20 protein-coding genes and 1 tRNA gene are annotated in these 26,772 nt (G+C 71.0%); 14 read left to right on the top strand and 7 right to left on the bottom strand.

Annotated elements, in window-relative coordinates; all coding sequences use genetic code 11:
- Positions 1–93 precede the first annotated feature (93 nt).
- The 7 genes from ACWCPY_RS28360 to ACWCPY_RS28330 all read left to right on the top strand — a co-directional run bounded on the left by ACWCPY_RS28360 (position 94) and on the right by ACWCPY_RS28330 (position 6,483).
- Positions 94–534, top strand: coding sequence for a PPOX class F420-dependent oxidoreductase (locus ACWCPY_RS28360; RefSeq protein WP_451269612.1), 441 nt, complete (start codon positions 94–96; stop codon positions 532–534).
- Between the two features lie 99 nt (positions 535–633).
- Positions 634–1,875 (top strand): MBL fold metallo-hydrolase, encoded by a 1,242-nt coding sequence (locus ACWCPY_RS28355; RefSeq protein ID WP_451269610.1) that lies wholly within the window; start codon positions 634–636, stop codon positions 1,873–1,875.
- Between the two features lie 378 nt (positions 1,876–2,253).
- On the top strand, positions 2,254–4,173 hold the full coding sequence (locus tag ACWCPY_RS28350; protein ID WP_451269608.1) for an ATP-binding protein: 1,920 nt from the start codon (positions 2,254–2,256) through the stop codon (positions 4,171–4,173).
- Positions 4,174–4,180: 7 nt separating this feature from the next.
- Positions 4,181–4,615 (top strand): roadblock/LC7 domain-containing protein, encoded by a 435-nt coding sequence (locus tag ACWCPY_RS28345; RefSeq protein ID WP_451269606.1) that lies wholly within the window; start codon positions 4,181–4,183, stop codon positions 4,613–4,615.
- 2 nt (positions 4,616–4,617) lie between these two features.
- The gene (locus tag ACWCPY_RS28340) at positions 4,618–4,989 is read left to right on the top strand and encodes a DUF742 domain-containing protein (RefSeq protein ID WP_329192307.1); all 372 of its coding nucleotides are present in this window, start codon (positions 4,618–4,620) and stop codon (positions 4,987–4,989) included.
- Positions 4,990–5,338: 349 nt separating this feature from the next.
- The gene (locus tag ACWCPY_RS28335; protein ID WP_451269660.1) at positions 5,339–5,899 is read left to right on the top strand and encodes a GTP-binding protein; all 561 of its coding nucleotides are present in this window, start codon (positions 5,339–5,341) and stop codon (positions 5,897–5,899) included.
- Positions 5,896–6,483, top strand: a complete 588-nt coding sequence (locus tag ACWCPY_RS28330; protein ID WP_451269604.1) for a GAF domain-containing protein — start codon at positions 5,896–5,898, stop codon at positions 6,481–6,483. Before ACWCPY_RS28335 ends, ACWCPY_RS28330 begins: the two co-directional genes overlap by 4 nt.
- 12 nt (positions 6,484–6,495) lie before the next feature.
- On the opposite strand, the gene ACWCPY_RS28325 is transcribed toward ACWCPY_RS28330, so the two are convergent.
- The 5 genes from ACWCPY_RS28325 to ACWCPY_RS28305 form a co-directional block, all read right to left on the bottom strand.
- Positions 6,496–8,406, bottom strand: coding sequence for a DUF2264 domain-containing protein (locus ACWCPY_RS28325; protein WP_451269602.1), 1,911 nt, complete (start codon positions 8,404–8,406; stop codon positions 6,496–6,498).
- 33 nt (positions 8,407–8,439) lie between these two features.
- Positions 8,440–10,860 (bottom strand): polysaccharide lyase 8 family protein, encoded by a 2,421-nt coding sequence (locus ACWCPY_RS28320; RefSeq protein WP_451269600.1) that lies wholly within the window; start codon positions 10,858–10,860, stop codon positions 8,440–8,442.
- 23 nt (positions 10,861–10,883) lie between these two features.
- The gene (locus tag ACWCPY_RS28315) at positions 10,884–12,278 is read right to left on the bottom strand and encodes a M60 family metallopeptidase (RefSeq protein WP_451269658.1); all 1,395 of its coding nucleotides are present in this window, start codon (positions 12,276–12,278) and stop codon (positions 10,884–10,886) included.
- Between the two features lie 159 nt (positions 12,279–12,437).
- The gene (locus tag ACWCPY_RS28310; protein ID WP_451269598.1) at positions 12,438–13,532 is read right to left on the bottom strand and encodes a LacI family DNA-binding transcriptional regulator; all 1,095 of its coding nucleotides are present in this window, start codon (positions 13,530–13,532) and stop codon (positions 12,438–12,440) included.
- A 62-nt stretch (positions 13,533–13,594) separates the two neighbouring features.
- Positions 13,595–14,581: a hydroxyacid dehydrogenase gene (locus ACWCPY_RS28305; RefSeq protein WP_451269596.1), complete on the bottom strand. Its 987-nt coding sequence runs from the start codon at positions 14,579–14,581 to the stop codon at positions 13,595–13,597.
- 339 nt (positions 14,582–14,920) lie between these two features.
- On the opposite strand from ACWCPY_RS28305, the gene ACWCPY_RS28300 reads away from it, so the two are divergent.
- The 5 genes from ACWCPY_RS28300 to ACWCPY_RS28280 all read left to right on the top strand — a co-directional run bounded on the left by ACWCPY_RS28300 (position 14,921) and on the right by ACWCPY_RS28280 (position 22,301).
- On the top strand, positions 14,921–15,934 hold the full coding sequence (locus ACWCPY_RS28300) for an ABC transporter permease (protein ID WP_329819084.1): 1,014 nt from the start codon (positions 14,921–14,923) through the stop codon (positions 15,932–15,934).
- An 82-nt stretch (positions 15,935–16,016) separates the two neighbouring features.
- Positions 16,017–16,877 carry a carbohydrate ABC transporter permease gene (locus tag ACWCPY_RS28295; RefSeq protein WP_451269656.1) on the top strand — a complete coding sequence of 287 codons (861 nt, stop codon included), beginning with the start codon at positions 16,017–16,019 and terminating at the stop codon, positions 16,875–16,877.
- A 74-nt stretch (positions 16,878–16,951) separates the two neighbouring features.
- A complete protein-coding gene (locus tag ACWCPY_RS28290; protein ID WP_451269594.1) occupies positions 16,952–18,625 on the top strand; it encodes an extracellular solute-binding protein in 1,674 nt (557 codons plus the stop codon).
- Positions 18,622–20,088, top strand: coding sequence for a M1 family metallopeptidase (locus tag ACWCPY_RS28285; protein WP_451269592.1), 1,467 nt, complete (start codon positions 18,622–18,624; stop codon positions 20,086–20,088). Before ACWCPY_RS28290 ends, ACWCPY_RS28285 begins: the two co-directional genes overlap by 4 nt.
- Positions 20,085–22,301 (top strand): right-handed parallel beta-helix repeat-containing protein, encoded by a 2,217-nt coding sequence (locus tag ACWCPY_RS28280; protein ID WP_451269590.1) that lies wholly within the window; start codon positions 20,085–20,087, stop codon positions 22,299–22,301. The genes ACWCPY_RS28285 and ACWCPY_RS28280 overlap by 4 nt, the downstream gene beginning before the upstream one ends.
- A 183-nt stretch (positions 22,302–22,484) precedes the next feature.
- Here the strand turns inward: ACWCPY_RS28280 and ACWCPY_RS28275 are convergent, their stop codons facing one another.
- On the bottom strand, positions 22,485–23,387 hold the full coding sequence (locus ACWCPY_RS28275) for a transketolase family protein (RefSeq protein WP_451269588.1): 903 nt from the start codon (positions 23,385–23,387) through the stop codon (positions 22,485–22,487).
- Positions 23,388–23,460: 73 nt separating this feature from the next.
- The gene (locus tag ACWCPY_RS28270; RefSeq protein WP_451269586.1) at positions 23,461–24,162 is read right to left on the bottom strand and encodes a transketolase; all 702 of its coding nucleotides are present in this window, start codon (positions 24,160–24,162) and stop codon (positions 23,461–23,463) included.
- A 126-nt stretch (positions 24,163–24,288) separates the two neighbouring features.
- Between ACWCPY_RS28270 and ACWCPY_RS28265 the strand changes: the two genes are divergently transcribed.
- Positions 24,289–24,365: transfer RNA gene (locus tag ACWCPY_RS28265), tRNA-Pro, on the top strand.
- Between the two features lie 176 nt (positions 24,366–24,541).
- Complete coding sequence (locus ACWCPY_RS28260; RefSeq protein ID WP_451269584.1) at positions 24,542–26,701, top strand: amino acid ABC transporter substrate-binding protein; 2,160 nt, start codon at positions 24,542–24,544, stop codon at positions 26,699–26,701.
- The last annotated feature ends 71 nt before the right edge of the window (positions 26,702–26,772 follow it).

Here is a 26,772-nt window from a genome sequence, read left to right as displayed (position 1 = left end):
TGCACCGGTGTGACGGACGAGGGGTCCTCGGATGTGACATCGCGATGCGGCCGGATACGGAATCCTGCGGCGGGCATGTTCGTTGGATCCGGCATGACGGGATTCGACGCACGGCAGGAAGCGCTGCTCGGGCTGCTCGCCGAGGAGAACGGCGGAGTGCTCGTGACACTCAGGCGGGACGGCAGGCCCCAGCTGTCCAATGTCAACCACTTCTACTACCCCCAGGAGCGCATCGTCCGCGTCTCGATCACGGACGACCGGGCGAAGACGAAGAACCTCCGCCGCGACTCCCGGGCGAGCTACCACGTCACAGGCGCGGACCGCTGGGCGTGGACGGTCGTGGACGCCACCGCCGAACTGTCCCCGGTCGCCACCGATCCGCACGACGCGACGGTGGAGGAGCTCATCGCCCTCTACCGCGACGTCCAGGGCGAACACCCCGACTGGGACGACTACCGCGGCGCGATGGTCCGGGACCGGCGCATCGTGCTGCGGCTCCACATCGACCACGTGTACGGGCAGTCGCGCGGCTGAAGCGGCCCGTTCCGGCCGCCGGCCCCGCGGGCCCTGCGCCCTCGCGCCGTCGTACCCCCCGCCCATAATGAGACGAACCGACTCCCCCCAGGAGATGTTGTGACCGGCGCTGACCCCTTGCCTCCGCTCCGCACCCGGCTGCGTTCGCTGCGCCCCGCCGCATTCGGCGCGGACCCGGGCGGTGCCCGCATGGAGCGCATCCGCCGCTCGCCCAACTTCGCCGACGGCGTCTTCCAGAACCCGGTGGGGGCGCGGACCAGGCCGTCCGGATCCACCCTGGAGTTCGCCAAGGTCTACTTCCGCAAGGAGGAGCGGGCGCGCCGGGCACCGGCCGGCACCGTGCCCGTCCACGCCACCACCTACGCCGATCTCGCCGAGACACCCGCCACCGGGCTGCGGCTCACCTGGATGGGCCATTCCAGTGTGCTCGCCGAGATCGACGGCCGACGGGTGCTCTTCGACCCGGTCTGGGGCGAGCGCTGTTCCCCCTTCGCCTTCGCCGGTCCCAGGCGACTGCACCCCGTCCCGCTGCCGCTCGCCGCGCTCGGTCCGGTGGACGCGGTCGTGATCTCGCACGACCACTACGACCACCTCGACCTTCCGACGATCCGGGCCCTCGCCGGCACGGACACGGTGTTCGCCGTCCCGCTGGGAGTCGGCGCCCATCTGGAGCGGTGGGGCGTGTCCGCCGACCGGATGCGCGAACTGGACTGGAACGAGACCACGAAGATCGCCGGGCTCGGCCTGACCGCCACCCCGGCGCGCCATTTCTGCGGCCGCGGTCTGCGCAACCAGCAGCACACGCTCTGGGCGTCCTGGGCCGTCGCCGGTCCCGAGCACCGCATCTACCACAGCGGCGACACCGGCTACTTCCCCGGCTTCAAGGACATCGGCGCCGAGCACGGACCGTTCGACGCGACGATGATCCAGATCGGTGCGTATTCCGAGTACTGGCCCGATATTCATATGACCCCGGCCGAGGGGATGCGGGCCCATCTGGATCTCCAGGGCGGCAAACCGCTCGGGGCGATGCTGCCGATCCACTGGGCCACCTTCAACCTCGCCCCGCATCCGTGGGCCGAGCCGGGCGAGGGCACCCTCGCCGCGGCACAGGACGTGGGCGCCCGGGTCGCGCTGCCGCGGCCCGGCGAGCCCTTCGAACCCACGGCGCGGACCGTTCCTTCCGAGCCCTGGTGGCGCGAGGTGGCCCCGCAGCCGCTGGAGCGCCGGCCCGCGGGCGCGGCCCGGATCACGGACCTGTCGGCCGATCTGCCAGGTGACAAGGACCGGGCGTCCGAAGGCGCGGAGGCCGACCACGCCGAGGTGGCGCCGAGCGCGTAGCGGCGTACGGATCACGCGGGGGGCATCAGACGGCTCGGCCCGTCCGGCACGACCGGACGGGCCGAGCCGTTTTCCCGTGTCCGTTTTCCTGTGTCCAGGGGGCGTATCCGTAGGCCGTTCGGGTGCCTGCCGACCAGGTCTCGATGCGGAGTAATCGGTCGACCGTGCGAAAGCTCATACCAGAGCGGGACGGATGGCGGGCAAGTTCGACAACTGCCCGCCGAACCCGCGCGATCGACGACTACCGTGTGTGGCCGGTGATCAACGGTGGGCTCATGACGTCCGAGCCCGCCCGACCGAAGAACCGAGCCTGACCGACCACCGTAGGCGCCACCGCATGAACGCCGATTCCAGGTGCCCCACGTACCGAGGACACTGATGTCTCAACTTCGCGCACCCGAAGCGCGACCGGAACGCCGAGAAGGCGGACGGCACGGCCGACCGGGTGCCCGTTCCCACTCGGCCACGGGCAGGCCGCGCGCCGCCCAGCCGTCCCCCGAGGCGCGTATACGCCCCCAGATCCTGCGCACCGCGGTGCTGCCGACCCTCGTAGCGGTACTGAGCGGAGCCGCAGCGGTCATCTTCACCGCCCGCACCACCGGAGCCCGGCCCTCCACCGAGCTCTGGATCGCGCTGGGTGCGGCCGGTGCGCTGGCGCTCGCCGCGGTACTGGCCGCCTGTCTCGCCGCCAACCGCGTCGCCACCACCGTCTTCGGCCGCTGCCTGGCACTCCGCCGCGCCAGCGCCCAGGGCCAGGCCGAACTCCAGCGGGTGGTGGAACAGCTCCGCAACGGCGAGCCGGTGGCCGCGCGCAGGCCCATCGAGCCCGCCGCCCCGGGCAGCGACGCCTTCGAGCTGCTGGCCCAGGAACTCGGCCGCCAGCAGGAAGCCGCCGTGGCCGCGGTCGTCCAGGCCTCCCGGATCCAGGACCACTCCGGCGAGGAGCAGAAGGTCGAGGTCTTCGTCAATCTCGCCCGCCGCCTCCAGTCCCTGGTGCACCGCGAGATCCAGCTCCTCGACGAGCTGGAGCACGAGGTCGAGGACCCCGATCTGCTCAAGGGTCTCTTCCACGTCGACCATCTCGCCACCCGCATCCGCAGGCACGCCGAGAACCTCGCCGTCCTCGGTGGCGCCGTGTCCCGGCGGCAGTGGAGCAACCCGGTCACCATGACCGAGGTCCTGCGGTCGGCGATCGCCGAGGTCGAGCAGTACCCCCGGGTCAAGCTCGTCCCGCCGATCGACGGCACGCTGCGCGGCCACGCCGTGGCGGACGTGATCCACCTCCTGGCCGAACTGGTGGAGAACGCGACCGTGTTCTCCGCACCGCACACCCAAGTGCTGCTGCGCGCCCAGCAGGTCACCGCCGGACTGGCCCTCGAAGTGGAGGACCGGGGGCTGGGCATGCCGGGCAACGAGCAGAAGCGCATGAACGCCCTGCTCGCCGACCCCGACCAGGTCAACGTGGCCCACCTGCTCCAGGACGGCCGGATCGGCCTGTTCGTCGTCGCGTCACTGGCCCGCCGGCACGGCATCGCGGTCCGGCTGCAGAGCAACATCTACGGAGGCACGCAGGCCGTACTCGTCCTCCCGCAGTCCCTGCTGGGCGTGGACGGGGACACCCCGGCCGCGGAAGGCGCTGCCCCGGTCCCTGCCCCGGGCCCCGTACACCGTCCACCGGCCGAGGACGAGAGGAGCGGCCACCACAGGCCGAACCCGAGCCTGAGCCCCGGCCCGCAGCCGAGCACCGGACGTCAGCCCCATGTACCCAGCCAGCCGCTGCGCCTGCACCAACCGCCCCAGCAGGCGCAGGGCCAGGGCGAGGCACCACCGCTCCCGCTGCGCGCCGAGCGCCCCGACCGTCCCACCCCGGCCGAGGCCCGCCCAGGAATCCGGCCCACGGACGACGTCCCCGACGCGCTCCACTCCGAGCCCGGAGCGGTACACGGCACCATGGGCCGGCCCCAGCTGCCCCGGCGCGCCAACCAGGAGCACCTGGTCCCGCAGCTCAGGGAGGCGCCGGCCCCACGCACCGAGGACGAACAGGCCCTGCACGACCCGGGACTCGTCGCCGCCTTCCGACGGGGCATCGAACTCGCCGAGGCCCGCAGCGAGTCCGAGGGCGACCCCGCCCCCGAGCCGGACACGGGCCTGGAGACGGTGGCAGACCCGCAGTCGTGGCAGTCCCGGCCCCCGCCCGAACCGCTGCCGGTGCGCGGGCTCACCGCGACCGCCGCCCCGTACCCCCCGGCCCCGGACGCGGCCGACGGCCACCTCGAAACGAACACCTCCAAGGAGTAGATGCACCATGGCGACCGATATGCCGTCCGGTCAGGTCTCGGACCTCGACTGGCTGCTGAGCGGACTGGTCCAGCGTGTCCCGTACACACACAGCGCGGTTCTCCTCTCCGCCGACGGGCTGGTGAAATCCCTTCATGGCATGGACGCCGACAGCGCCGACCACATGGCGGCGCTGGCCGCCGGCCTGTACTCGCTCGGCCGCAGCGCGGGCGCGCGCTTCGGCGACAGCGGCGAGGTACGGCAGGTGGTGGTCGAGCTCGATTCGACCCTGCTGTTCGTCTCCACCGCCGGGTCCGGCACCTGCCTCGCCGTCCTCGCCGGACGCGAGGCGGACGCGGCGGTGCTCGGCTACGAGATGACCATGCTGGTCAAGAGCGTCCGGCCCTATCTGATGACGCCGGTGAGACAAGCGGCCGGAACCCCCGGCCCCACGGGGCTGTGAGGGTGTCGGTCCCACAGGACGGGCCGCTGCTCGACGACGCGGCCGGCCGGCTCATCCGCCCGTACACCGTGAGCAACGGCCGTACCCGCCCGACGACCGTGCTCGACCTGCTCTCCCTGGTCATGGCCACAGGGACCGAACCTCAGACACATCTCGGCCCCGAGCACTCCGTCGCGCTGGGACTGTGCGGCGGCCCCACCTCGGTGGCCGAGATCGCCGCCCATCTGCGCTTGCCCGCGGTCGTCACCAAGGTGCTCGTCTCCGACCTGGTCGACTGCGGGGCAGTGACCGCGCACCCGCCCGCCTTCCATGACATGCCCACCGACCGATCTCTGCTGGAGGCAGTGCTCGATGGCTTACGACGACAGCTCTGAGGGCTTCGGCAGCTCTGCCGCGTACGGGAACAACGCAAGCTCCGAAGGGATCGGAAGCCACGGAGGTCACGGCCACTACGGGGACGCGCAGAACCACGCGAACGCGCGGGACTACGGAGCCGCGCAGAGCTACGACTACGGGGAGAGCCAGGGGTACGGCTACGGCGACGCGCAGGGCTACGGCGATGTTCCGGGCTACGGAACCGGGCCGGGCTACGGAACCGGTCAGGGCTTCGAATCCGGGTCGGACTTCGAACTCGCACCGCCCCACGGCGACCCCCGCAGCACCCCGGACGTCTCCGGAGCCGCAGGCCCCGCCGGTAGCGAGGGCTTTCCCGTCGCGCTCAAGGTGCTGGTGGCAGGCGGCTTCGGCGTCGGCAAGACGACATTCGTCGGCGCGGTCAGCGAAATCGCACCGCTGAGCACGGAAGAGCTGCTGACCCAGGTCAGCGCCGCGACCGACAGTCTGGAGGGCATCGAGTCCAAGACCGCGACCACCGTGGCGATGGACTTCGGCCGCATCACCCTCGACGAGCAGCACGTTCTCTACCTGTTCGGAACCCCGGGGCAGGAACGCTTCTGGTTCATGTGGGACGAACTCTCCCAGGGAGCGCTCGGAGCGGTCGTGATCGCGGACACCCGCCGGCTCGCCGAGTGCTTCGCCGCCGTCGACTTCTTCGAGCGGCGCGGCATCGGGTTCATCATCGCGGTGAACGAGTTCGACGGCGCCTACCGCTACGGGCCGGAGGAGATCAGGGCCGCACTCGACCTGGGGCCGGACGTACCGGTGGTGCTCTGCGACGCCCGGATCGCCAGCTCGGGCACCGGGGCGCTGGTCACGCTCGTCCAGCACCTGATCAACGCCACCTCGGCACCGGCCCCGCTGACCGGCTTCGGAGTGCGCCCGTGACCCGGAACGCCACCGGTCGCCTGCTGCTCACGCCCGTCGACCACGACGCCGCCATCCGTACCCAGCGGCTGAGGAAGCTCGGGCTCGGGGAACGCGCCGACGCGTCGTTCGACAACTTCGACGCCTTCGCCGACCGGGTGGCCGAGGTGACCGAAGTGCCCTTCTCGATGGTCAACTTCATCGACGGCAACCGGCAGTTCTTCGCCGGACTGCACACCCCGGCCGGCACGCACAGGGGCTCCGACCTGGGCGCCGCCGCCGCGGGCAGCAGCCGCAGCGGCCGGTACGTCGCGCTCGACCGCGGCTACTGCCCGCATGTCGTCGTCCGGCGCAAGGCGCTCGTGCTGGAGGACGTCTGCGACTACCCGAGGTTCGCGGGCAATCCGGTGGTCGACGAAATAGGCATTCGCTCCTACCTCGGCGCACCCCTCATCGACCGCACGGGTGTAGCCCTGGGGGCGGTCTGCGCGGTCGACACCGTGCCCCGCCCATGGGGCAGGGCGGGGCTCGACACCATCAAGTCGCTGGCCCTGGAGCTCGTCGGGCACATCGACCAGCGGGAGGGGAACAGCATCGGAATCTGACTCCGGCGGCGGTCAGACCTCGACCGTCGTACCGTCCAGGAAGGTCAGCACCACCGAGTCCGCACCTGCCCGTACCCGCACCGCGTCGCGCAACGCCTCCGGATGCAGGGTGTCCCGGGAGAGGGCGTGCAGCGAGACATGGACGCTCCGCCCGCCCGGGTGCGGTCGGCTGCGGAGATACGGGATCGCCGAATGCGGTCCGTACGCGTTGGACTGGACATCACGCGCCACAGCCGCCCCTTCCGTACCGCCGTCCCAGCCGTGCAGCGCGATCAGGGCACTGCTCAGACCGTCGGCCGTGCGCGCGAGTGCCCAGTCGGGTCCCGACAGGGCGAACGGGCTCCGCGCATGGGAGACCGCGTGACCGCCCTCCCGCACCACCACGCCTTCCGGCGCCTCCACCCGGTGCACCCGGATCTCCCACGGGCCGTGCAGCACACTCGTCGTCTCGATCCGGTACGGATGGTCGTCACCGGGCAGCCGGGCCGCGTACCAGGAGGCCGCGACGCGGTCCTCGCAGCGCAGCGGATGGATCCGGCGGCGCAGCGACGGGGTGCCGTCGGGTGCCACCAGTGCCAGATGGCCGTCGACGGAACGTGCCACGGCGTGCGGGGCGGCCTCGGGCGCCGTCGCCGTCGAGTAGGCGAACCTGGCGTAATGCGGATCGTCGGTGCCCTCGGAGGGGTCGGCCGACTCGTCGTACGGCGGATTGTGGTCGCTGCCGTGATTGACCAGCCGGACGATGCCGTCGTCGCGGGTGCCGTGCAGCAGCCAGCCGGTGGCGGGCAGTGCCGTGTACTGGTCGGACTCCTCGATGGGCAGCGGCAGTTCGCGCTCCGTCCACACGGCGTGGTCGGCCGGCAGCAGCAGTCCGAGGAAGCCCTTGCTCGCCCAGTACGGCGAGGCGGGACCGGAGTACGGCTGGGTGCTCGGCAGGAACGTGTCGTACCAGCCCAGCGTCAGCAGCCCCCGCTCGTCGGGCACACCGCGCTCCGCGAAGTGCCGCATCGTGCCCGAGGCGAGCCGGCGGGTGAGTCCCGGTGCCAGCGGGGTGCAGTCGGCCAGCGCCCCCATCCATACCGGCGCCAGGGCGGCGAACCGGTAGGTCAGCGAGCGGCCCTGGTGCACCGGCGCGCCGTCGGAGCCGAAGAAGTGCGGATAGTCCTCCAGGAACCGGCTGAGCCGCTGCCGGTAGACCTCGGTCCTGCCCCCGTCGTCGGCGCCCGCGATCCGCGACCACAACAGCGGGTACAGATGCATGGCCCAGCCGATGTAGTAGTCGAAGTTCCGGCCGTCCCCATCGGTGTACCAGCCGTCACCGACGTACCAGTCCTCGATCCTGTCCAGGTTCGACTCGATGTCCGAGCGGCTGTACGGCGCACCGACCGAGGCGAGGAACTGCTCGGACACCACCTGGAAGAGCCGCCAGTTGTTGTCCCAGGTGCGTCCGCCGACGAACCCGGAGAACCAGTCGACGACCCGCTCCTGCACCCGTGCGTCCAGACGGTCCCAGATCCACGGCCGGGTCTCGTGCAGCGCCACCGCGACCGAGGCCGCCTCCACCATCTGCTGCGAACAGTCCGTCAGCTTCGGCCAGGCCTCCCCACTGCCGGGGTCGGTGCCGGCGGCCAGCCCTGCCGCGTACCGCTCGATCAGCGCGGGGTCGACCGCCCCGCCCGCGCCCCCGATCCGGCAGGCGGCGAGCAGGAACGACCGGGCGAACCCTTCGAGGCCGTCCGAGACGACCCCCGACCAGCTGCCCCGGCCGGGCAGCCGGTACTGGGCGAAGCCAGGGGTCGCGTACGGCACCAGTGCATCCAGCATCCGGTCGGCCGTCGCCTCCCAGTGGGCCCGGGTCCAGCCGGTTCGGGACGACAGGAGCCGGTCGGGCGGCGGCAGGTGGAGATGCGGTGCGACGGACATGGTGGTGGTGCTCCTCGGGTGGTGCGGGATGGGTTACCGGTTGAGTTCGGCCCGGTGGGTGTGGCCGCGTGAGCCGCCGACGGCGACGGTGAGTACGGGCCTGCGGCCCGGAACGAGACTCACCGAGCCGTCGGCGGACCGCACCGACCGTACGGGGAACGGCAGCTCGACCGAGAGCGTGGTGAGCGTCCGTCCCGGGTCGGCGACCGCGACGCGGACCTGCGCGCCGTGGCGCTGGACGAGTACCGACGCCGGGCCCGATGCGGTGATCCCGGCCGCCGTTCCGGCGCGCCAGAAGTTCACCGCCGTCAGCCCTTCCCGGCGTGCCTCGATGGCCTGCGCGGTGGTGTCGTTGGCGATGATCCGGACCGGCCGGGACCGTGACCAGACGGCCGTCGCCGCGACCGACGCGCCGGGCAGCAGCACATAGGCGTAGTGGGCGTCGGTGGGGGAGGGGCCGTGGTCCGTCCAGAGCGTCACATAGCGGCGGGTGACCGGGTCGGTGCTGCCGGCCGTGTCCGCCCCGGTGTCGATGGCCCGCCAGGTGCCGGTGCGCTCCTCACGCAGGGCGCGCAGGTCGGTTCCGCCGGGGAACACATAGCCGCCCACCTGGTCGACATGCGCCCACCGGGCCTGGCCGAACTCACCGCTCCAGCCCTGCTCGACGGGCTGTCGGACGCCGTCGACCACCAGCCGGTGGCGCCCGTCCGCGCCCAGACTGCGGTTCTCGACGACCGTCTCGACCGGCAGGCCGTCGCTCGCCGTGATGCCCGCGCCGAGCGCGATCACAGCGTTGTCCAGCAGGAACCACGACTTCCTGGACCGCAGAGTGGTGCCCTGGGCGCCGATCACCTCCATCGCGGCGGCCCCGTACCGGCCGTCCAGCACGGCACCGCCGGCGACGGCGTTGGCCGGACGGTAGGTGGACGTACCGGCGCCGGTGCCGAGATCGGTCCGCTGCCGGGTGTCGACCGTGGTGCCGGGGAGCCGGTACGGATCGACGGTCGGCCAGAAGCCGTCGTTGAACTGTGCCAGGTCGTCGCCGTCGTACAGATACGTCATGCCGTCGCCGGTGTACCAGCCGTGCAGATTCTCGCCGTTGCCCGCCTCGTACGCCGAGATCCGCTTCGACGACAAGGACAGCGCGCAGGCCCAGCCGGGGCGGCGGTGCACGACGCGGTCCATGTCGGCGAAGACATGGCTGCCCGTGCTGCGCGGTCCGGCCGGCACGCCGTGGTCGTCCAGTACGGCCTTGGCCAGGGCGAGTTGGGGCAGTGTGGCGAGCGTCCCGAAGGGAGTGGTGCGGTTGCGGGTCAGCCAGCCCTTCACCAGGGCCCGCCACCGCTGCGCGTACTCGGCCGGGGCGCCGGAGGCCAGGAGCAGGATCGCCGCGAGGGCCGTCGCACCGTCGCGGTGGTCACCGGCGCGCTCCCGGGAGATCGCCCGGCCGCGCACCGAGTCCATCATCAGCCCGTCGAAGACCACCGGGGCGAAGGTCCGCTCGACGGCGTCGTACATCACCGACACCTTCGGGTCGGCCACCGCCCACTCCGAGCCCGCCAGCAGGGCCAGCAGATACGCCGTGCCACTGAGCAGCACGATGCCGTACGAACCGGTGTAGGCCACCACGTCGTGCTGGACGAACGAGCCGTCCTCGTAGAAGCCGTCACCCGAACTCGTGTACCGGAAAAGACTGTTGCGCCCCGAGTCGCGTACGTCGGACAGTGCGTCGCGGGCCGATACGAGCTTGGCCGCATCCCGCCCCAGCAGTCCACGCAGTGCCACGATGACGGCCTTGTCGGTGCGGTTCGCCCCGGTCTCGGAGAGCGTGGGGGAGTTGGTGCGACGGTCCGCGTCCGGGCAGAACCGGTCGACGACCGCCAGATAGTCCGCCAGATCGGCTCCGGGGAGCCGGTCGCGCAGGACGACGGAGCAGTCCATCAGCGCACGCGGGGCGCCGATCTCCCAGAACCACCAGTTGCCGGTCTCGCGCTTGGCCGGGTTGTACGCGGTGTCGTGGGTGAAGCGCAGCGCCGCGATCAGCGCGTCCGCCACCTGCGTCGATCCGGCGAGGGAGGTGCCCTTCGTGGCCCAGGCCGTCGCGAGGGTGCGCAGCCGGGTGTAGCTCTGGCCGAAGTTGCCCGGGTCGGTGAGCGGCGCGAGGTCCGGCCACAGGGCGGTGCGGCCGGCGTCGCGGTCGAAGGTGGTCCACAGCTGGGTGGCCGTGGTGTCCAGGGCCGCGACCGCGGCGGTGAAGTCGGGGTCGGCCGGGTCGAATCCGCCGCCGGTGAGCAGGGATTCGGCGCGCTGGAGGAGGGTGGCGAAGTCGGCGCCGGCCGCGGCGGAGGTGTCCGCGACGGGCGAGGCGTGTGCCGCGCTGGCCGTGGTCATGAGCGCGGCCGTGACGGCGGTGGCGCTGCTCGCCGCGAGGAGCGATCGTCTGCTGAGGTTCACGGTGAACTCCCTTGCCGCCGTGGTCAGTCGGCCAGCCCGGCCGGGTCGACGGGCGACTTCGGCAGGTTCAGCGCGGCAAGCTCGGCCCTGCCCGTGGCGTCGATCGGGAACGCCCAGGTGTTCACGAAGAAGTCCGTGAGGTCGTAGCCCGCGACCCGGCTGGAGTAGGTGGCGAGGGCCCGGTAGCGCTTGTCGTTCTCGGTGTAGTCGGACTGCGGGTTCTCCTCGCGGACCAGCTTGTGCAGCCGGGGCCAGAAGTCGTCGCCGAACGCCAGCTCCAGCTGGCGCAGCGGGACGAGCTTCTCGTACGCGCCGAAGGACTTCTCGTAGGTCAGCCCGGCCGTGCCGAACTTCAGCCGTGCCGACTGGAAGTAGGTGAGCCCCGTCTTCGGGTCGACGGTGAGCAGGTTGGACGGCTGCTTCAGGGTGCGCTGCGCCGCCAGCGAGTAGATGTTGACCGTGACCTCGGTCAGACCGCCGGGCTTGTACGCCATCTGCTGGTGGAGATGGCCGAGTTCGTGGTAAAGCCCCCAGCCCCGCGTCCGTAGCCCCTCCACGGTCGTGGCCCGGTCCAGGTAGGCGCGAGGAAAACCGTTGTAGCCGTGGGTGGCGTAGGCGCCGACACCGCTGGGCACCTTGCTGACCTCGGTGAAGTGGTACGGCCCGGCCTTGCGCCGGTGCACCGGCTTCGAGCCGTCCAGGCCGCTGATCCGGGCGTGGGAGTCGATGATCGTCTCGACCAGCCCGAGCAGTGCGGCATGGTCCTCGTCGCGGTACAGCAGTGCGCCCTCGCGAGTGAGGGTCATGATCGTGTGCGGTGCGTGCAGTTCGACGTACGGCGATGTGGTGAGCGTGTCCAGCTGCCGCTGGTAGTCGGCCTCCGAGGTGCGGCCCAGGGCGAAGACCGGCATGGGCACGGCGCCGGAGCGGACCAGCACACCGGCCCGCTCGCCGCGTCCCGTCAGCGTGAGGTAGACCGGGCCGCCGTGCGGGTCCGTGACGGTGTTCGCCCCCGCGGTCAGCGGATAGGCGCGCGGCTCGGTGATCTCGCCGTAGTAGTCCCAGGCGCCGATCCACAGGGTGGGCAGCAGACCGTCGTGCGGCTGGACGGTGAGGGAGAGCGGGGTACCGGCCGGGACGTACAGGCCGGTGGGCTGGAACTCCGAACCCCGCAGGGCCTGTCCGAGCCGCAGCCGCTCCGCCTCGGCGGCGGACCGGGCGGTCAGGGTCAGCTTGACCGGGCGGCCGGCCCGGAGCTCCGGGCCGGTGGCGGAAGTGGCGGCCCGGGCCGTTCCGGCCGCGGCGCCGAGCGCGACGGCCGCTCCGGCACCGGCGGCCGCGGCGAGAACGGAACGCCGGCCGACGGGCGAGGAGACGGCGGAAGGAGTGGTGGCGGAGCCGGCGGGGTCTGTGGGCATGCGCATGCGGAACTCCCTGCGGAAACGAGTGAGGGCGGAGGCGTGCGGAACAGTGCTGCTCGGCGCCAGCATGTAAGCGGTTGCTATTCAGAGGCAAGAGGGGATGGGAAGTTACTGTGATTTTCTATGGCCAACTGTGGACAGGCGGGAAGTAACCGGTCACTTCCCGGGGGAACGGCCTGGCCGCGGTGCGACGGAATCGCGTACCACGATGTGGGTGCCGAGTCGCAGCGCACCCGTGGTCGGCTCGCGCCAGTCGTCCTCGTCCCCGCTGTTCACGGCGAGCCGAACCGCCTGGCGTCCCATCTCCTCCAGCGGGACATGGACGGTGGTCAGCCTCGGCCGCAGCTCCTGCGCCACCGGAATGTCGTCGTACCCCACCAGGGACACGTCCTTCGGCACCCGGATCCCGGCTTCCTCCAGCGCCTGGGCCGCGCCCGCCGCCACCATGTCGTTGGCCGCGAAGACCGCAGTGAAGTCCGGTCCGTCCCGGAGTACTTCGGTCATCATCCGGTAGCCGAAGTTGCGGCTGAAGGCGCCGGGCCGGACCAGCTCGGGGTCCGGGGTGATGCCGCGCAGCCGCAGTGCCCGCTGGTGGCCGGCGAGCCGGTCGCGGGTGGTGGAGAGCTTGGGCGGGCCGCCGAGGTAGAGGATCCGCTCGTGTCCCTGCATCAGCAGATGGTCGGTGATGGCGAAGGCGCCGCCCTCGTTGTCGTACTCGACCGCGACGGTCGGGGCCTGCTCGCCCAGCGGCGGCCTGCCGCACAGCACCAGCTTCGATCCGCCCGCGTCCAGCTCGCGCGCCCTGCGGGCCAGTTCGGTGGTGTATCCCCGGTCGGCGATGGAGCCGCCGACCACGACCACCGCGTCCGCCCGGCGCTCGTGCATCAGATCGATGAAGGCCAGCTCCCGCTGCGGGTCGCCCTGGGTGCAGCAGACCAGGCAGAGCCGTCCGCCCAGTGCCGCCTCCCGTTCCACACCGCGCGCGATGTACGCGTAGAACGGGTCGATGACCTCGTTGACGATGATCCCGACGGTGCGGTTGGAGACGCCGGCCAGTGCGCGGGCGTGGGCGTTGACGACATAGCCGAGCTCGCGCATCGCGGACTCGACCCGCTCCCGGGTCGCCTCGGCGACGGGGTAGTTGCGGTTCAGGACGCGGGAGACCGTGGCCGTCGACACACCTGCGCGCCGCGCGACGTCGGTGACCGTCGCCCGCCGTTGTCCGTCCCCGGCTGTGCTCTGCCGGCGCATCCGGCTCACCCCCTGGTGGCTGTTGTGTGACGCCGAGCCTAGAGGCTGTACCGGGGAGGGGCTCACGCGATCCTCCCCAGATCGGCCCGGTGCACCGGGTGGTCGAACGGGGTGCCGTGCGCGTACCGCGCCAGTTCGTCCACCGCGAGCGCTCCGAGGCGCCCGACCTCGTTGCCCTGGGCGCCCGCCATGTGCGGAGTGAGGAAGACGTTCGGCAGGTCCCACAGGGGGTGTTCGTCCGGCAGCGGCTCGGGCGACGTCACGTCGAGGACCGCGTCCAGCCGCCCGCTGACCAGGTGCCCGGTCAGCGCCTCGGTGTCCACCAGGCGGCCGCGCGCGGTGTTGACGAGCAGGGTGCCCGGCCGCATCAGGCCGATCCGGCGGGCGTCGATGATCCCGCGGGTCTCCGGGGTGTCGGGGGCGTGGACGGTCACCACGTCGCTGGTCGCGACCAGGGTGTCGAGGTCGGTCGGGGTGACGCCGAGCAGCTCCGCCTCGGCCGCACTGACATAGGGGTCGTAGAGCAGTACCTCCGCGTCGAGGATCCGGAGGAGCTCGATGACCCGGCGCCCGATGCGGGAGGCCCCGATCACCCCGATGGTCAGCCCGTGCGTGCCGAGCCAGTGCTGCCGGTCGAGGTCGGCGCCGGTGCGGTGGGTGCGCCGGGTGCGGAAGAGCCCGGCCAGCGGGAACACCCGCTTGGCGCCCATGATGATCGCCGCCAGGGTGAACTCGGCGACCGGTACGGCGTTGGCGGCGGCGGCCGACGAGACGACGATCCCGCGATCGAACGCAACCGGGGACAGAAACGTTTTCACCGTGCCGGCCGCATGGATCACGGCCCGCAGCGCGGGCGCCCGGTCCAGCAGTGCGGCGTCGACGGGCGGGCAGCCCCAGCCGGTGAGCAGGACCTCGGCCCCACTCAGCGCCGCGGCGGCCTCCGGGGAGCCGAACTCGCTGATCACGGACGGGTCGAGGAGCTCGGCGGTCTCTTCCAGGCGGACCCGTACCGGTGGGGGAAAGACATCGTCCAGCAGTCCGGGGCTCATGACCAGGAGCGTGCGCGGCCGTCGCGGGGACGGTGTCGCGGCGTCGCTACCGGAATGTGCCGGTGCCTCTTCGGTGGTTCGCACCCTGCCTCCGGACAGTAATCGCGTTCTATGGGATGACCGGCACGCTAAGGAGCGTGATGGTCGACCGTCAAGCGCTCATCTTCTCGAACTGTCCGGTTGAGCAGCATATTTGCGGGTTCGATGCGCTGGATTCGGCCGCCGGAACATCGCGGCTCAACGACTTTTGCCTGGATCTCTTGACGCTTGGGTTAACCGCTTACTAACTTGCGGCCCCAGAAGGCCCACCACGCGCCACCCAGCCGAACAGGACGCACCATGGCTGAAACAGCACCCCCGTTGCCGCGGGAAAAGCGGCGGCAGAAGGCTGAAACACACTCCCCGCCAGCCGCCGGGGCCGTTGTCGCACAGCGCCGGCTGAGCCTCTGGCAGCGGATCAAGCGGGACCGGGTGATGCTGCTGCTCACCCTGCCCGGCCTGCTGTACTTCATCGTCTTCCACTACGTACCGCTGCTCGGCTATGTCGTGGCGTTCCAGGACTACCAGCCGTACCTCGGCTACATGCACAGCGTCTGGGTGGGGTTCGCCAACTTCTCCGCGGCGTTCAGTGAGCCGGCCTTCTGGTCCGCGACGTTCAACACCCTGGAGATCGCCCTCGTCCAGCTGGTGTTCTTCTTCCCGATCCCGATCGCCCTGGCCCTGCTGCTCAACAGCATCGCCAGCGACCGGATCAGACGCTTCGTACAGAGCGTCGTCTATCTGCCGCACTTCATCGGCTGGGTCATCATCGTCTCGATCTTCCAGCAGATCCTGGGCGGTGCCGGGCTCCTGCCCGACGTCCTCGGCGGTCTGGGGCTGCCGCGCTACGACATGATGAGCGACCCCGACGCATTCCCCTGGCTGCTGACCCTCCAGGTCGCCTGGAAGGATGCCGGCTGGGGCACGATCATCATCCTCGCCGCGCTGCTGAACATCGACAAGCAGCAGTACGAGGCCGCCGCCATCGACGGTGCGGGACCGCGCCGACGCCTCTGGCACGTGACCCTGCCGGGCATCGCCCCCGTACTCATCCTGCTGCTGATCCTCAACCTCGGGCAGATCCTCTCCGTCGGCTTCGAGCAGATCCTGCTCCAGCGTGACGCGGTCGGCCCGGACGCCGGTGAGGTCCTCGACACCTACGTCTACTACCACGGCATCAAGGACAACGACTGGGGCGTCGCCGCCGCCGTCGGACTCGTCAAGGCGGTCATCGGCACCGCACTCGTCCTGGGCGCGAACAAGTTCGCCCACCGACTCGGCCACGAAGGGGTGTACCGCGGTGCTGACCGCTGAGAAGACGCGCGCCACAACGGAATCCACCGCACCGGCGCCCCGCCCCGCACCCGCCGGCAAGTCCGACGGCCGGCCCCCGTGGATGGAACGGCCGACCCGCATCGGACAGACCGCCAAGGCGATAGCCATCGTCGTGGTCGTCCTCGCCGTGGCCTACCCACTGGTCGGCGTCATCGGCACGAGCTTCGCCTCGCAGACCGACATCATCAAGAGCTCCGGCCTCGTCCTGTGGCCGGACCACCCCACCCTGGACGCCTACCGCACCATCTTCACCGGTGGAGTCGTCACCCGCGCGCTGATCGTCTCCGTCGGCATCACCGTCATCGGCACCCTCGCCAGCCTCCTGGTCACCGTCGGCATGGCGTACGGGCTCTCCCGCCGCGAGGTCACCGGCTCCCGCTTCATCCTGATGACGGCCCTGTTCACGATGCTCTTCAACGCGGGCATCATCCCGAACTTCCTGCTGGTCAAGGGCCTCGGCCTGTACGACACCTACGCGGCGCTCGTCATGCCCACCCTGGTCAGCGCGTTCAACCTGGTCGTCCTGCGGTCCTTCTTCATGAACCTGCCCGAGGAGCTGTACGACGCGGCGAAGGTCGACGGAGCGGGAGATTTCCGGGTCCTGGTGCGGATCGTCCTGCCCCTGTCCAAGGCCGTCCTCGCCGTGATCAGCCTCTTCTACGCGGTGACGTACTGGAACGCCTTCTTCAACTCGCTCCTGTACCTCAACGACTCCGACAAATGGCCGCTGCCGATGGTGCTGCGCACCTACGTGCTCCAGGGCCAGAGCCTGAACGCCGCCTCGGCCGGCGAGGTGCTCGCCCCGCAGCAGGCTGTACAGATGGCGGTCCTGGTGATCGCCGTCGTACCGATCCTCTGCGTCTACCCGTTCCTCCAGCGCTACTTCACCAAGGGCGTGCTCACCGGCGCAGTCAAGGGCTGAGAGGCCACCCGACGGGCCTCTGAGCGCAACCACCGCCCCCCACTCCTTCCTTCCCCTCTCTCAAGGAGATTCAGGTGTCGAGCTCCACCCCCATCAACCGCAGAGCGCTGTTCCGCATGGGTGCGGGCGTCGGTCTGGGACTGGCCGCCGCCCCGCTGCTCGCCGCCTGCGGCGACGGCGGCACGACCGCGAAGGCGGAGGCCAAGAGCGCCTCGCTGCTGCCCAGCACCGCGGTCCGCAACATCGGCCTCGACCCCGACCTGGCGGGCACCGCGGCCGGTGTTCCGCAGGGCTACTTCAGCTACCCGGCCAAGCCGCTGCGCGCCACGAAGGGTGCCCCGCTCAAGGGAGCGAAGCCGATCGGCGCGACGATGGAGACGTTCTCCCCGCCGCCGCCCGCGCGCGGCAGCAACGCCGCCTGGCAGGAGATCGAGAAGCTCCTCGGCGGCCAGGTGAACGTCACCGCCGTTCCCGCCGACGACTACGGCACCAAGTTCTCCACCATGGTCGCCAGCGACAGCCTGCCCGACCTCTTCATGTACCCGGAGAGCGGCGGCGTCGACAACAAGGCCGCCTTCCTCCAGGCCAAGTGCGCCGACCTCACCCCGTACCTCGCCGGGGACAAGGTCAAGGACTACCCCAACCTGGCCGCGATCCCGAAGGGCGCCTGGCAGTCCGCCATCTTCGGCGGGAAGCTCTACGGCATCCCGATCGCCCGCACCGGCACCGGCGGCGCCGGCGTGTACCGCCACGACCTGTTCGAGCAGGTCGGTGTCACCAGCCTCGACCAGATCACCGACCTCGACCGGTTCGTCGAGGTCTGCAAGGAACTGACCCGGCCCAAGAAGGACCAGTACGCCATCATCGCGGGCGCGACCAGCATGCTCGCCATGTCCGCGGGTGCGCCCAACTTCTGGCGGCTGGACGAGAGGACCGGCAAGTTCACCCTCGACCTGGAGACCCCGGAGTACCGCAAGGCCGTCGAGACGGCGCGGCTGCTGTACAAGGCCGGCTGTTACTACCCGGGCACCCTCCAGATGTCCGGGGCGCAGAAGGCCCAGTACACGGACATGTTCAAGAACGGCAAGGGCGCGTACGTCTACGACGGCATGCCCACCTATCTGGCGCCCGGCGTCGGCTACATCGCCTCGATGAAGGCGATCGACAAGAAGTACGACCCGCGCCCGCTCGTGCCCGTCGGCAAGGACGCCGTCGCCTGGATGGACAACATCTCGCTCCAGAACACCCACATCAAGAAGGCGTCCGGGGACCGCGTCAAGGAGATCCTGGCCCTCGCCGACTTCGCCGCGTCCCCGTTCGGCAGCCAGGAGTACACGCTCATCAACTACGGCGTCGAGGGCACGGACTTCACCCGCGACGCCAAGGGCAATCCGGCGCTCACCAAGCAGGGCACCCAGGACGTCACCGTGCCCTGGAAGTTCATGGCCTCCGCCGTTCCCGCCATCTTCAGCGCCGACTCCGAGCAGGGCGTCCGTCATGTCCACGATGCCTTCACCAGGATGATCCCGATGATGGTGCCGGACCCGACCCTCCAGTACTCCTCGCCCACCTGGGACTCCAAGGGCTCCGGCAGCCTCAACACGCTGAAGGGCGACGGGCTGAAGGACATCATCTCCGGCCGCAAGCCCATGTCCGCCTACGACCAGCTCGTCAAGGACTACCTGGCCAAGGGCGGCGAGCAGGCCCGCGGCGAGTTCGAGGAAGCCTTCCAGAAGGGGAAGAAGTGACGACGCGACGCTCGGCCCTGAAGCTCGGCGGCGCGGCGGTAGCCGCAGCCGTCGCCGTACCCGCACTCGGCCCGACCGCCCTCGCACAGCCGCACCGCTTCGACCCGAAGCCCGGCTCGGACGGCGTCGGCGACCCGCTCTTCCCGACCCTCGGAAACGGCGGCTACCAGGTCGTCCACTACGACCTGACCTTCGACTTCACCCCGGTCAGCTACGACTTCACCGCCGTGGTGCGGATCGACGCCAAGGCCACCCAGGACCTCTCCGCGTTCAACCTCGACACCGACGGCCACACCATCGACTCCGTCACCGTCGGCGGTTGCCCCGCCACCTGGGCGCTCGCCCCCGGAAAGAGCGGCCAGGAACTCACCGTCACCCCCGCCCGCCCGCTCCACAACGGGCAGGCGTTCACCACCGAGGTGCGCTACCGGGGCAACGGCAAGGCGCCCCGACTCGGCCTGACCGGCTGGAAGTTCGGCACCGACGGCGGCTTCGCGTCCGCCGCCCAGTCCTCGCGCGCCGACACCTTCCTGCCCTGCAACGACACCCCGTCCGACAAGGCGACGTGGACCTTCCACATCAGCGCCCCGCAGGGCTACGTCGCCGCCGCCAACGGCGAACTGCTCCACAAGACCCCGCGCGCCGACGGCTCCACCGTCTGGCACTTCGCCCTGCGCGAGCGCATGGCGACCGAACTCATCGGCATCGCCGTCGTCAAGGGCACCTATCTGTACGGCACCAGCCACCGCGGACTGCCTCTGCGGCACATCGTCCCGCAGGGCCAGGAGGACAAGTACGGTCCGATCGTCGCCCGTACCGCGGACCATCTCGCCTGGCTGGAGGCGAAGTTCGGCCGCTACCCGTTCTCCGTCTACGGCGTCCACATCTACGACGGCTACACCGACGCCCTGGAGAACCAGACCCTCTCCCTGTTCTCCACCAACTGGTTCAAGCTCAACGCCGACGGCCAGCCGGGTTACGAGACCACGATGGTCCACGAACTGGTCCATCAGTGGTTCGGCGACTCCGTCACCCCGGACGACTGGCAGCAGGCCTGGCTCAACGAGGGCCCCGCCGTGTACTACGCCGGACTGTACGGCGAGGAGCGCGGCTGGTCGGTCTTCGAGGACAAGATGAAGGCGACGTACGAGAAGCTCGACGCGGTCCGCGCCGCCGACGGCCCGCCCGGACTGCCCAAGGCGCTCGGCGGCACCAACATCTACGACGGCGGCGCGCTCGTCCTGTACGCCCTCGGCCTCCGGATCGGTCAGCGGAAGTTCGACCGCGTCATGCGCGAGTGGGTGAAGCGCTTCAAGGACTCCACGTACACCAGCGAGGCCTTCATCCGGCACACCGTCGACGTCACCGGAGACAAGTCCCTCGACCCGTTCCTGCGCGACTGGCTCTTCGGAGCCGTGAACCCGCCCATGCCCGGCCACCCCGACTGGAAGGCCTCCGCGTGAACCGCCGCTCCCTGAACGCCGTACGAGGAACCGCCGCTGCCTCCGCCGCCGCCTTCCTGGCCGCACTGCTCGCCGCGCCCACCGCCCAGGCCGCACCCGGTGCCCGCACCCTGTACGCGGCCCCGGACGGACACGGCACCTCCTGTACGGTCGCCCGCCCCTGCACCCCCGAGGGCGCCCGCGACCGGGCCCGCACCGAGAGCGGCCACGACGTCCGCGTACTCCTGAAGAACGGCACGTACGAGCTCGACCAGCCGCTGAGGCTCGGCGCCGCCGACTCCGGGAAGGACGGCCGCACCGTCACCTGGAGCGCGGCCCCCGGCGCCCGCCCCGTCCTCTCCGGGGGACAGGACATCACCGGCTGGCGGCAGAACACCGACGGCACCTGGACCGCCGAGGTCCCGGCCGGCGTCACCCCGCGTCAGCTCTTCGTCGACGGCAGGCGCGCGACCCGCGCCCGCGGCGAGGCCTGCGCGGCGAGCACCTGCGACGCCACGAAGACCGGCATGACCGGCGCGGTCGCCACGGGCATCGCCGACTGGCAGCGCCCCACCGACGCCGAAGCCGTCATCCGGGTCCGCTGGCGCAACTACCATTGCCGGATCACGGGCGTGAACAGCGATGCCATGACCTTCGCCCAGCCCTGCTGGACCAACTCGGCGAGCGGCACCGACCGCACCGGCCCCGCCTGGGACTCCACCACGGTCGACTCCACCCGCTACAGCGGTGTCGCCTTCTTCGAGAACGCCCCCGAACTCCTCGACCAGCCGGGCGAGTTCGTCTGGAACTCGAAGAATCGCACCGTCACCTACCTGCCGCGCAAGGGCGAGAACATGCGCCATGCGCGGGCCGTCACCCCGCACACCGAACAGCTGCTCGTCGTCGACGGCGCCCATGACGTCACCGTCAGCGGGATCGGCTTCGCGTACGCGGCCTACCGCCAGCCCGGCACCGACGAGGGCTACGCGGGCATGCAAGCCGGTCTCACCCTGACCGGAGCCACCGGCCCGGTCGATCACGCGGGCCGCTTCTACACCAAGCCGGCCGCCGCGGTGACCGTCCGCGGCGGACAGCGCGTACGCATCGAGAACGCACGGTTCGGCCGGCTCGGCGGGGCGGGCGCGATCCTCGAAGCGGGCACCAAGGACAGCTCCGTGACCCGCTCGTCCTTCACCGACCTGTCCTCCGGCGCCGTCTACGTGGGCGACACCGAGCCGATGCCGTCGGCGGCGCTCGCGGGGGAGCGGAACACCGTCGCGTACAACACCATCACCCGCTCCGGCGTCGAGTACACCGACTCGGTCGGCATCTGGGCCGGGTACGAGGCCGGGCTGACCGTCGACCACAACAGCCTGGACCACCTCCCGTACTCCGGGATCTCGGTCGGCTGGGGCTGGAACCAGCCCGAGTCCCAGAAGTCCGTCCTGCGTGACAACAAGGTGACGGACAACCGGATCACCGACGTCATGGAGGTCGCTCAGGCACAGCACGACGGCGGGGCGATCTACACCCAGGGCGCACAGCCGGGCACGGTCGTCTCCGGCAACTACATCAACCGCTCCGCGTTCGGGAACACCGAGCGCGACGGCAACGGCATCTACCTCGACGAACAGTCCTCGCACATCCTCGTCGAGAAGAACGTCATCACCCGCATCGGCTACAAGTGGGTCTCCAACTGGGCGGACTACGGCATCCAGAACACCGCCCGCGGCAACTGGACCGACACGGCCGCGCCCGCCCTCGGCGGAAACGGCTCGGTCATGACGGACAACCTCACCGGCCTGGACCGGCTGCCGGCCGGGGCCCTCGCCGTCGCACACCGGGCGGGCGCCCACGGCGGCCCGGTCGAGCAGCTGCGCACCGACCTGGCCCGCACCGGCACGGCCACCCAGTCCTCCACCGAGGGCACGGCGGGCGCGGCGCTCGCCCTGGACGGCGACACCAACACCGACACCCGCACGCTGTCCGAGGCGGGCGCCTGGTGGCAGGTCGACCTGGGCAGTCGGCAGCACATCCGTCAGATCGAGATCTGGAACAACTCCTCCGCCACGACCGCCGACTTCGACGTGGTCACGGACGACGCGACGGTCCACGTCAGCGGGAAGGCGCTGCGCCCGACCGTCCTGGACCTGGACAGCCGCACCCGCACGGTGAGGATCGTGACATCCGGAACCGGACGCGTGGCACTGTCCCAGGTGCTCGTCCACCCGTAGGGCCTGTACGGCTCCGGTCCACCGGGCAGCTCCCAAGAACGCCGCCGGTCACCCGACCGGCGGCGTCGCCCTGCTCGCCCGCACCACCGGGCCCGCCGCCCCGCCGTCCGCTCCCGCAGCGCGGTGCCATCACGTCCTCGCCCGGTCGATCCGGCAGATGCCCGCGCCTCGTCGCTGCCGCCTTCAGCGGCGGAGAAAGGCGCCGATCCGTTCCCGCAGCCCCCGGGCGTCCAGGCCGTGCGCGGCGAGGTGCTCGTCCATCTCCCCGTACTTGCGCAGCTCGGCCCGCCCCACCCCGAGGCCCAGCACGCGGTGCGGCAGCTCGGTGAGCGCGTCATTGGCGGCGGCCGTGGAGGTGCCCGCCAGATACGGCTCGACGATCACCACGTCGGCGGCCCCGTGACCGCCGACCGCCCGCCGCAGCCCGGCCCCGTCGAACGGGCGCACCGTCGTCGCGTACAGCACCGTCACATCGAGCCCGTCCGTCGCGGCGAGCACGTCGTCGAGCATCGGCCCGACCGCGATCACCACCCCGCCGGCCCCTTCCCGCACGGCGGTGAACCCGGTCCCCGCGCCGACAGGCCGCGGCCGGTCGTTGGACTGCGCCGACAGGCGCACATACACCCGGCCGTCCCCGGCCGCGGCCTCCCGCAGCAGCGCCTCGGCCTCGTCCGGGTGACCCGGCACATGAACCGTCCAGCCGTCCAGGGTGTCCAGGAGTGCGACATCGCCCGGCGACATATGGGTGAACCCGCCGGCCGGCCAGTCGTACGAGGCTCCCGCACTCACGAGCACCCCGCCCACTCCCTGGTGGCCGAAGTCCAGCTTGACCTGCTCGAACGGCCGCTCCACCAGAAAGCTGGCGAAGGTGTGCATGATCGGCCGCAGCCCGGTGAGCGCCATGCCGGCACCCGCTCCGACCAGCAGCTGCTCCCTGATTCCCACATTGACGACCCGGTCCGGATGGGACCGCTCGGCCCGGTCGAAGCCGGCCCGGCTGATCTCGGCCAGGACCAGCGCGAGGCGCGGGTCCTCGTCCAGCAGCTGTGACGTGGTGGCGATGAAACGGTCACGCATCGTGTCCATCTGAAGTGTCCCTCTCATGTTCTCTTCGGTCCTCGCGGCGGTACGCAGCGGTGCTCCGGGCCAGTCCCCCGGGTCATTCCTTCGGATCGACGCGCGCCACCACGGCCCGCGGCCGTCCGGGGTGCGGCGCGGTGAAGGCCGCGTACAGCGCCTCGTGGTCCCGCCCGTCGACGGTGCCGACCGACCAGCCCGCCGCCTCGAACCGGGCCGCGATCCCGCCGGGCCGGGCGTACGAGGCCGACGCGTTGTCGATCACCACGGTGTGCAGCTGCTCCAGCCCGGCCGGGCCGGCAAAGGCGAGCGCCTCGTGATTGCTGCCCTCGTCCAGCTCGGCGTCCCCGACCAGCACCCACACCCGCGGATCGGTGAGCCCCTGCGCCCGCAGTCCGAGCACGCTCCCCACGGCCAGCGGCAGCCCGTGCCCCAACGAGCCGCTCCCGATCTCGACCCCCGGCACGAGTGTCCGGTCCGGATGGTGCCCGAGCGGCGAGTCGTACGCCCCGAACCCCGGCAGCAACTCCTCCCCCAAGAATCCGTGCGCCGCCAGGACCGCGTAGTACGCCATCGGCCCGTGCCCCTTGGACAGCAGGAACCGGTCGCGGCCGGGTGCGTCGACGGTGCCGGGTGTCACCCGCAGCACCCGGTCGTAGAGCACCCAGAGGGCGTCCAGGGTGGAGGTCGCCGCGGGGCCGTGCTTCTCGTCCCCGGTCATCAGGCTCATCAGGCGGTTCATGTCGCGGTAGTGGTGCTTCGGTGCGGCGGTGGTGTTCGTCATGGAACAAGCGTTGAACATCAAGCATGGTTGAGGTCAAGAAGGAAAGGCGTTCGTGACCACCCGCCCGAGTGCGGTATTGTTCTCATGCGCGTTCAGCCAGGGGGAAGCCCCAGGTCAGACGGGCATCGGGACGTGGCGCAGCTTGGTAGCGCACTTGACTGGGGGTCAAGGGGTCGCAGGTTCAAATCCTGTCGTCCCGACCATGCGGAAACGCAGGTCGGAGGCCGTTCTCTCATTCGTGGGAGGGCGGCCTTTCGTGCGTTCGGGGGTGTGGCGGTCGGCATGACGTCCGCCCGGTGCCCGCGTACCAGCCGTCGAGCACCCGAGGTGCCTGTCGTGCGGTGGGGAATGTGCTGAGGCCGAGCCGGTCGGCGTCCGCATGGGCGGCGGGCTGGTCGGGCTCGTCCTGAAGGTGATCAGCGCCTTAAGGTTTCCCCACCACCGCACGGTCCGCTGGTACGGCACCCGGCGCTTTCCCCGGCAGCGCACCTTCGAGGCGGTCTGCGAGGAGCTGGAACGGCTGCGGAGCGAGCCCGCGGCGGCGAAACAGCTTCTGCTCGTCGAGGCGCTGCTCGCCGACATCGACGCGCACTACGGTGTCGTCCGCCGCCTGAACAGGGCGCGCCGCCCCGTCCTCCTGCTGCCCGACGTGGACACCGTGCCCGCGCGGCGGATCATCCGGGACCGGCTCATCGAGGCTTACGACGGAGAGTCCCGCGCCCTGCGCGTGTACCCCGTGGTCATCACCACCTCGCTGCCCGGCGGGGCCGCGCCCGCGGCGGGCGCGAAGCCTCCCGTGCCGGTGGACGGCCTCGCGGAGGCGATCGGCGGGCGCTTCGCCGAGCGGGTGCGCGTCGCGGAGGAACGCGGCCGCGGCCTCTCCACGCCGCTGCCCAGCCGTCTGGTCCAGGTCGCCCTGGACGACGCGCGCGGCCCGCAGCCCGGACTCCGGCCCGGCCGCCGCATCCTGGGGCCGGTGACCGCCGTGGTCACGGCGCTGGCGCTCGCCGCGGCCGGGCTCGGCACCTACTACGGCTTCTTCCGTGAGCCGGAGAGCTGCGGCAAGGGCCTTGAGGTGCACGGCGCGGAGTGCCTGGGCGTCTCCGACGGCAGGGGTGTGTTCATGCCCGCCGTCGACGGCATGCCGGAGGTCTTCGCGCGTATCGCGGAACAGAACAAGGCGGTCGCCGGAACGAAGCACGCCACCGTCGCGTTGCTCATCCCGATGGAGTCGGACAATCCGGCGGTCCGGCGTCAGATCCTCAGCGAGGTCCAGGGCGCCTACCTGGCCCAGGCCGCGGCGAACGGGGCGGACTCCGCGAAGCCGCCGATCCGCCTCGTCCTCGCGAATCCGGGGAAGGGGTATGAGGAGTGGAAACGGGCGGTCGATCAACTCCGGCGTGAAGAACCCGACGTGAGGGCCGTCACGGGATTCAACCTCAGCCTGACGAAGACCAGGGAAGCTCTCGCGTATGTGACCAACACACTGAAGCTTCCGGCTTTCGCCAGTGTGGTGACGGCCGACGACTTCTCCAATCCCGAAGGCAAGGAAACGGTTCCCTTCCCCGGCCTCGCCCGGGCGGTGTCCACCACCAAGGAACAGGCCCACGCGCTCCTGGCCTTCGACCCGGACCTGGCCGGGGCGGAAACGGCCCTGGTCGCCGACGACCGGCCGGGCGACGACTACAACCGTTCCCTGCGGGACGCCTTCGCGGAGGCCAGAGCGGGCAAGGGACAGGGCGGGGTGCAGGACATGCGCTTCGAGTCCCCGGGCGTCGAGGAGGCCGGCGTCACCCCCAACGAGTTCGAGGACTTCGCGGGAAACATCTGCCGCTCCAACGCGCATGTCATCTACTTCGCCGGCCGCGCCCTCCACCTGAAGCTCTTCGTCGGCAAACTGGCCACCACCTACTGCCGGGAGAAGAAGTCGTACACGGTGATCACCGGCTCGGACGCCACGACGCTCGACCAGCGCCTCGACGACCGGCACCGTGCCCTGCTCCGGGGCGATCCGGGATCCGGCAAGCCGTCCGTCACCATCCGTTACGCCGCCCCGGCGCACCCCGACGCCTGGAGCATCGAGCTGCGGAGGTGGCAGCAGGACCCGAGACGCAAGGGACAGCAGCCACCGCTGTACCTCAGGGAGGCCCAGGACGCGATGGACACACTGCGCCAGGGCATCACCGAGCAGGGCGGAACCATCGGTGACGTGTATCTCGACGACGGACGCACCATCGTCACGTACGACGTCGTCCTGACCGCGTCCCGGGCACTGGCGCGAGCGGTCCACACCAGCGGGCAGGAAGTGCCGACGGCCGAACGGATCCGCAAGGACCTCGGGAAGCTGAACGCCGACCTGCGGGTGCGCGGGGCCAGCGGCTGGATATGCCTCACCAACGCGGGCAACCCCTACAACAAGGCCCTGTCCGTGGTCCATCTCGAACCCGGCTCGAAACGGCTCACGTTCGAGGGGGTGGCCTGGCCGACCGGGCACGCTCCCGCGCGTGAGGACGACTGCGTGATCCCGGCGCATCCGTAGCCCGGCGCGAGGGAGGGGGACGCCGCGGGGCCGGGCCGGCCCCGCCCGCGGACGGGCGGGACCGACGAGGT

It is taken from the genome of Streptomyces sp. NPDC002403, from assembly GCF_053593015.1.
Note: the sequence above shows the minus strand (reverse complement) of the source record. Positions and strands in the feature narration are given on the sequence as shown.